Origin of the sequence: Arthrobacter sp. 179 (assembly GCF_052379645.1) — a bacterium.
Classification (GTDB): domain Bacteria; phylum Actinomycetota; class Actinomycetes; order Actinomycetales; family Micrococcaceae; genus Arthrobacter_H.
On sequence record NZ_JBQSYU010000031.1, the window covers coordinates 21,883 to 29,217 of the forward strand.

General features: G+C 67.7%; 5 protein-coding genes and 1 tRNA gene. 2 read left to right on the forward strand and 4 right to left on the reverse strand.

From position 1 onward, the window contains the following. Positions 1 to 204 precede the first annotated feature (204 nt). Entirely contained in the window at positions 205 to 2,112 is a 1,908-nt protein-coding gene (locus ACT3UE_RS14575) for an alpha-amylase family glycosyl hydrolase (protein WP_444555482.1), read from the reverse strand. Positions 2,113 to 2,281: 169 nt separating this feature from the next. On the opposite strand from ACT3UE_RS14575, the gene ACT3UE_RS14580 reads away from it, so the two are divergent. Both ACT3UE_RS14580 and ACT3UE_RS14585 read left to right on the forward strand, forming a co-directional pair. After that, positions 2,282 to 4,060 carry a glycoside hydrolase family 13 protein gene (locus ACT3UE_RS14580; protein ID WP_444555481.1) on the forward strand — a complete coding sequence of 593 codons (1,779 nt, stop codon included), beginning with the start codon at positions 2,282 to 2,284 and terminating at the stop codon, positions 4,058 to 4,060. A gap of 40 nt (positions 4,061 to 4,100) precedes the next feature. Beyond that, on the forward strand, positions 4,101 to 5,126 hold the full coding sequence (locus ACT3UE_RS14585; RefSeq protein ID WP_444555480.1) for a LacI family DNA-binding transcriptional regulator: 1,026 nt from the start codon (positions 4,101 to 4,103) through the stop codon (positions 5,124 to 5,126). Between the two features lie 110 nt (positions 5,127 to 5,236). Here the strand turns inward: ACT3UE_RS14585 and ACT3UE_RS14590 are convergent. The 3 genes from ACT3UE_RS14590 to ACT3UE_RS14600 form a co-directional block, all read right to left on the reverse strand. Beyond that, positions 5,237 to 5,313, reverse strand: a tRNA-Pro gene (locus tag ACT3UE_RS14590). A 64-nt stretch (positions 5,314 to 5,377) separates the two neighbouring features. Next, a complete protein-coding gene (locus ACT3UE_RS14595; RefSeq protein ID WP_444561849.1) occupies positions 5,378 to 6,766 on the reverse strand; it encodes an FAD-binding oxidoreductase in 1,389 nt (462 codons plus the stop codon). Next, complete coding sequence (locus tag ACT3UE_RS14600; protein ID WP_444555478.1) at positions 6,763 to 7,287, reverse strand: hypothetical protein; 525 nt, start codon at positions 7,285 to 7,287, stop codon at positions 6,763 to 6,765. The genes ACT3UE_RS14595 and ACT3UE_RS14600 overlap by 4 nt, the downstream gene beginning before the upstream one ends. Positions 7,288 to 7,335: the final 48 nt, after the last annotated feature.

Genomic DNA, 7,335 nt, shown 5'->3' on the forward strand with positions numbered 1-7,335 from the left:
GCCGATCATCCGTGGATCGGTACTGCTGCTGGCATGGTTGAGGTCGACGAGGTCAGGAAAGCCACACCAGGTTATCCATGCGAACAGGTGATGACTATTGTGATGCAGCTTACATCCCTGATCGGCAAACCGGAAGTGGTGTCCCCGACCCGCCCCGTCATGTTGCGTCACCTGCACGACCACCGGTGCCGCGCGTCCCCGTCGTTAGCGCGATGCCGTGGGAACGGTGGTTCCTGCCAGTGTGAAGGCCGCCGCACTGAGCGCCCGACCACCGAGGACGACGCCGGAGTCCCCGTCGATCTCGCAGGTGACGTTTCCGTGGCTCCAGGCAGGCACCGGCGTCCCGACCGCCCCGAGGCCTTCCAACCGGAGTCCTTCGGCGGCATCACGGAAGAGCACGACCAGAACCGCCTCGTGGCGGTCTTCGCGGATGAAGGCGAGCGTCCCGCCGTCGGCGTGGAGCCACCGTAGCCCCCCGGAGGTCAGTGCCGGATGCTCCCGGCGCAACGTCGACAGCGCGGTGTAGAGACCGCGCAGATCGGTCGGGATCCTGCTCGGATCCTCCCAGGGCATGGGGGTGCGGGATTTCTCCCCGTTGAAGCCCTCGAGCCCGAATTCGTCCCCCATGAAGACCATCGGCACCCCCGGCAGGGTGAACTGCAGGGCCACGGCCAATGGCTGCGCTCCTGGAAGGATGGCGCTGGCCGCCCGGGCGGTGTCGTGGGTGTCGATCGCGTTGAGGTTCGCCAGGCGCACCCGCCAGGGGAAGGCCGCGGCGAAGTCCAGATGGGTGTCCAGGAACTCCTCGGCGCCGGTGCTGTCGGGGCCCCGTTGGGGCAACCCGTAGAAGTCGGGCCACGGCTGGGAGGTCACATTGGACTGTGGTGCCACCGCGGCACCGTCGTCCTGCCAGGTGCGCGGGCGGGCCAGCCACTGCCACAGCGGGCGGGTGAAGTTGGTATAGGTCATGGCCCCCTGCCAGGTGTCCCCCTGGAAATCGGGGGCCGCGTCGGAGGTGGATTCGGCCACCAGCAGGGCCTCGGGGTTGATCTGGTGCATCCGTCGGCGGATCATCGAGGCGATCTCGTGGTTGAAATCGTCGGCGCCGGCCCGCCCGGTCATGTTCCCGACGTCGATCCTCCAGCCGTCCATGTCGAACGGCGGCTGCAGCCAGCGGGCCACCATCGAATCGTCGTCCAGGATGAACCGGTCACGCAGCCCCTGCGAGCGCCAGTTGAACTTCGGCAGGGAGTCCACCCCGAGCCAGGCCAGATACTCGGTGTTCTCCTGGCTGAAGTAGTAGAAATCGGATTCGGGGGCCGCCGGGTTCCGGTAGGCGGCACGGAACCATTCGTGGGCGTCCCCGGAGTGGTTGGTCGTCAGGTCACCCACGACACGGATTCCGCGGGAGTGCGCATCTTCGACGAGTCGGATGAGTGCCTCGTCGCCGCCCAGCAGCGGGTCGACCCCCGCGAAGTCGGAGGCGTCGTAGCGGTGGTTGGAACGGGCCGGGAACATCGGGGTCAGGTACAGCACGCTCGCCCCGATCTGCTCGAGGTGGTCCAGATGTTCGCCGATGCCGTCCAGGTCCCCGCCGTAGTACTGGTAAGGGGTGTCCGGGCCGCGCCCGATGACCTCGCTGGTGTCCCACTCGGCGGCCACCGCCCACTCGGGTAGTTCGCGGTCGTCGGCCGCGGCGGAGCGGGCGAAGCGGTCGGGGAAGACCTGGTACATCACCGAGCGGTGGATCCATTCGGGGATCGCGGCCCCGGCGCAGATCCTGAAGTCCTGGACATCGGGGGTGTCCCGGGTCGAGGTCCCGCGGGCGTTGACCCAGAGCGACCCGGTCCCGGTGCGCATCACCCAGCGGTAGTTCTGTACGGGGTTGACCACGGTCAGCAGTGCCTGCCACCAGACCCAGCCGTCGGCCTCACCCAGCCGGGTCGCCTGGTCGTAGTGGGGTTCCGCGTCGCGCACGCTGCGCAGCCAGACCCCGCCGGGGGTGGGTTGGTCCGAGGGAACCCGCAGCCGGACGGCAACGTCCTGTCCCAGGACGGGGTCCTGACGGTCGACATGGAGTGCGGATCCGTCGTGGTGTGGCGCTTGAATCATTGATGCCTCCTGCTGGATAGTCTCTCATCCTCGGATTTCGGCAAACACGATAGTGATGCACGCCATAATTGTAAGCGCTCTCACAGGCAGGAATACCACCTGCGTCCGACGCATACGGACTCAATGCAAGCGTTTTCACGGACTGGCGACCGCGGCTAGGCTGGACCGCATGCGACCAGCCCCTGCCTTGAGCGCGGTGTCGGATCTGCCGGCCGCCGCACCCCGCCCCGACGTCCCCCCGACGATTCCGCCCGGGGCCTTCGCCCGCGGTCCCCTGGCCCACAGTCCCTCCACGGACCGCTCCTGGTGGCGCAGTTCGGTGATCTACCAGATCTATCCGCGCTCCTTCCGGGATCTGCACGGTTCGGGCACCGGAAACCTGGCCGGCATCACCGCCGAGCTCCACCAGATCGCCCGGCTGGGGGTCGACGCGATCTGGCTCTCCCCCTTCTACCCCTCCCCGCAGCACGACGCCGGGTACGACGTCTCCGACTACACGGATGTCGACCCGCTCTTCGGCACCCTCGAGGATTTCGACGCCCTCATCGCCCGGGCCGACGAGCTGGGACTGCGGGTCATCGTCGATCTGGTCCCCAACCACTGCTCCGAGGAGCACGCCGCCTTCCGCGCCGCCGTGGCCGCCGGACCGGGGTCGACGGAGCGCGAACTGTTCATCTTCCGTGATGGTCGGGGCGCAGCGGGACAGGAACCACCGAACAACTGGCAGTCACACTTCGGCGGGCCCGCCTGGACCCGCATCACCGAACCCGACGGCGCCGAGGGACAGTGGTATCTGCACCTCTTCGACTCCTCACAACCCGATTTCAATTGGGATGCCGAGGCCGTCCACGTCGAGTTCGAGAGGATCCTGCGCTTCTGGCTCGATCGCGGGGTCGCCGGTTTCCGGGTCGACGTTGCCCACGCCCTGGTCAAGGAACCAGGTCTGCCGGATTGGGGTGGAAACGCCAACGGATCCCCGCGCGAGGGCTTCCCCTTCTCCGAGGCCCCCATGTTCGGCCGGCCCGGGGTGCACGAAATCTATCGCACGTGGCGCGACATCCTCGCCGAGTACGACGGCGAACGCATCCTGTGTGCCGAAGCCAACGCCCACCCGGTGGACGCGGTCGCCGATTGGGTCCGCCCGGAGGAGATGCACCAGGCCTTCAATTTCCCGTATCTCAATACCGGCTGGGATGCCCCGGCCTTGCGTGCCGTGGTGGACCGGTCACTGGCGGCCTTCGATGCGGTGGGGGCACCCAGTACCTGGGTCCTGTCCAACCACGACGTCAGTCGCCATCCCACCCGTTTCGGCGTCCCCGCCGGCGCGCGCTCCGGGGATGGCGTGGGCCCCCGGGACCCGCAACCGGACCATGAGCTCGGCCTGGCCCGCGCCCGGGCGGCCACCGTGTTCATGCTGGGCCTGCCCGGCGGGGCCTACCTATACCAGGGCGAGGAGTTGGGCCTGCCCGACCACACCACCCTCGAGGACCGGTTCCGTCAGGACCCGAACTTCTTCAGGACCGCTGGCCAGCGGGTCGGGCGCGATGGCTGCCGCGTCCCCCTGCCCTGGACCCCTGCGGGCCCGACACTGGGGTTCGGCCCGTCGGAAACCGCCTGGTTGCCCCAACCGGCCGGGTGGGAACGGCTGGCGCGTTCCGCCCAGGACGGCGACCCCTCCTCGACCTTGTCGATGTACCGGCGGGCCCTGGCGGCACGCCGTAGGCTGGAGCTCGGCGCGGGTGGGCTGCAGTGGCTCGATACCTGCCACGCCGACGGGGTGCTCGCCTTCGAGAACTCCGGCATCGACGTCGTCCTGAACACCACCGAGGCCCCGGTGGCCCTTCCTCCCGGGGAGGTCCTGCTATCCAGTGGCCCGGTTCCCGGCGACGTCGACGGCGTGCTGGAACTGGCCGCGAATGCGGCGGTCTGGTTGCGGCGCACAACATAGGGAACCGGGCGGATCCACGCCCCTGGACGGAAGGACGCAGATGACGGGCATCAAGGACGTTGCCGCACTGGCCGGGGTCTCGGTCGCCACCGTTTCGCGCGCCCTCAGTGGCAACGGGAAGGTATCCGCCGCGGCCAGCGAACGGGTCCATGCTGCCGCTGAGTCGCTGGGCTACGTGGTGTCCTACAACGCCTCCTCCCTGGCCTCGGGACGCAGCCGGAACATCGGCCTGGTGATGCCCACCGTGGGCCGCTGGTTCTTCTCCACCGTGCTCCAGGGGGCCACCAGTGCGCTCATCGACGCCGGATACGACCTCACCTTGTACAACACCGGTGGCGAACAACGCCACCGGGATTCGGTGTTCTCGGAGCTGTTGCTGCGCAAACGTCTCGACGGGGTCATCACGGTCACGCTCAAGCTGGAGCCCGACGAGATCAACCAGCTGGCCTCCGTCGGCAAACCCGTCGTGGCCATCGGTGGCCACATTCCCCGGATCGACACGATCCAGGTCGATGACTTCAACATCGCAGCCCTGGCCACGGAGCACCTCATCGGACTGGGGCACCGGGAGCTGTCCTTCCTGGGAGGCACCGAGGAATTCGAGGTGGATTTCAAGCTCGGGTCGGCCCGTGAGGACGGCTTCGAGTCGGCGATGAACCAGGCCGGGTTGCCGGTACGCCGGGACTGGCTGCTCACCGCCGACTTCTCCACCGCTGGTGCCTATCAGAAGATCCGCAACGTGCTGGCCAATCCCCGTCGACGTCCCACCGGCTTCGTCTGCGCCTCGGATGAGATGGCTTTCGGGGCGATCTTCGCGGCACGTGACCTTGGTCTGCGGGTCCCTGAGGATGTCTCGGTGATCGGCATCGACGGGCACGAGCTCGGAGAGCTTCTCGGGTTGACGACCATTGCCCAGGATCCCGGAGGGCAGGGTGCCGCGGCCGTGGGCAAGCTGCTCTCGCTTCTGGACGGGGCGGATCCGGCCATGGGCCCCGACCCGACGGCGGGCTTCCATCCCACGGAATTCACCTCACGGACCTCCACGGGTGTTCCGCCGCAGCGCTGAAGGGAACGCCTCGGGGCGGACACGAAAAAGGGGCCGATTCCTCGGCCCCGTCCTCGTGGCTGACAACCTGTTCCGGCTTCTTCGAACCAGTGGTCCGTTATTCCGGAAGATGGTCGGGGTGACAGGATTTGAACCTGCGACCTCGTCGTCCCGAACGACGCGCGCTACCAAGCTGCGCCACACCCCGTGGGGTCATCAACCTCAAGAAGTTTACCGGTTCGGAGGCGAATTCACTAATCGGGAGCGGGGCTTCAGATTCCCTTCCCGGGGTTCAGGATGCCCTGCGGGTCCAGCAGGGCACGGATCCGGTGCTGCAGTTCCAGGACGTCGGGTTCGAGCTCCCACGTCAGCCAGCGGCGCTTATATTGGCCGACGCCATGCTCCCCGGTGATCGTCCCCCCTGCGTCCAGTGCGGCACGGACGGACTCGTCCAATGCCGCCTCCAGGCGTTCCATCCCGGCCCGGCCCTCACCGGGGTCGATCCAGAACGTGGGGTGGAGGTTCCCGTCCCCGGCATGGCAGACGACCCTGACCCAGACCTGATGGCGTGCGGCGATCTCCTCGAGGGTGTGGATGTAGTCCACCAGCTGGGACCGCGGTACGGCAATGTCCTCACCGGCCCGGAATTCGTCGTCCTGTTCGTCACCCCGGCTGTTGCGGCGCATCTCGATGAGCTCGGCGGCATTGGGGTCATCGGCGGCACTGACCTCCGCCCCCAGCCCGGTCAGGACCTCGCGGATCACCTCTTCCTCGATCCTGGCCCCGTAGCCGTCGGTACGGATCAGGAGCATCGCTCCCCCGCGCTCGGTCAGCCGGGTCCCGTGGATCGAGTCCAGGACCTCCATCGTCCCGGCGTCCAGCATTTCGGTGATCGCCGGTTGCACCCGGGCCTTGCCGATGGCCAGGACACCTGCTGCGGCACCTTCCAGCCCGGGGAACAGGGCCACCATGGAGCGTTGGTCGGCACTGAGGTACCGCAGCCTGACGGTGGCGGCGACCACGATCCCCAGGGTTCCTTCGGAACCGACGAACAGGCTGGTCAGGTCATAGCCGGCCACTCCCTTGAAGGTGTTGCGGCCCACGTGGATGAGCCGGCCGTCGGCCAGGACGACGTCCAGTGCCAACACCGAATCACGGGTGACCCCGTATTTGGCACAGCGCAGGCCTCCGGCGTTGGTCGCGATGTTACCGCCGATGGTGGAGATCTTATGACTGGCGGGGTCCGGGGCATACATCAGCCCGTGGACGGCCACCGCGTCGTTCAGATCAGAATTGATGACTCCTGGTTGGACGAGCGCCGTTTCGTCGTCGGCGCGGATGTCCAGGATGGCGTCCATCCGTTCCAGGGACAGGACCACGCTGTTGCGGGTGGCGTGGACGCCGCCGGAGACCCCGGTGCCGGCGCCCCGGGCGATCACCGAGAATCCCAGGTCACCGGCCAGCAACACGACCTGCTGCACGTCCGGGGTGTCCCGGGCGAAGACGACCGCCAGCGGTTCATGGGGATCGGCCACATGGCCGTAGTCGTGGCTGTAGCGATCCAGGACCGAGGCCTCCACGCAGACCTGTTCGGGCCCCAGGGCGCTGGTGAGTCGCTCCGCCACGACCGTGGCATCGAGATCCTGAGTGGGGGCACTCATGCGGCACCGCCCATGAAGCGCTGGTAGTAGCCCAGGATCTCGGGCCAGGACTCGGCCATCGCGTGTTGGCCTTCGCCGGCCGGGCCGGGTGCCCATCCGGCATGGGTGACCGTGACATCGGTGGCCCCGGTGCCGGTCTCCTCGAAGTCGATGACGACCCGGGTGGGGGCTTCCTGTTCGAAGCCGAGGGTGAAGTCCAGTTCCAGGCACCCGTGGGAGCGGTCGGAGGCCCCGCTGCGCAGGGGCGCTTCGGATCGAACCACGCTGCCCCATTGCCGGCGCTCCCCTGCTTCGGATTCCTCGATGAGCATTCCTTCTTCGATGCCCAGGTGGGAGCCCGGCCCCATGGTCCCCACGGTGCCCAGTGGCCACCACAGGTGCAGGTAATCGACGAACCCCTCGTAGGCCTGTTCACATTCCATTGCCACGGTCACGCCTGCCACCACCGGCTCCAGCCGGGGACGATCGCCGTCGCTACCGGAGTCGGGGGTCGGTTCCGCATGGGAGAAAATGCCATCCATGCCTCAAGACTACCTTCAGCGTCCCGACCGCGGGCCGCGGGGATATCC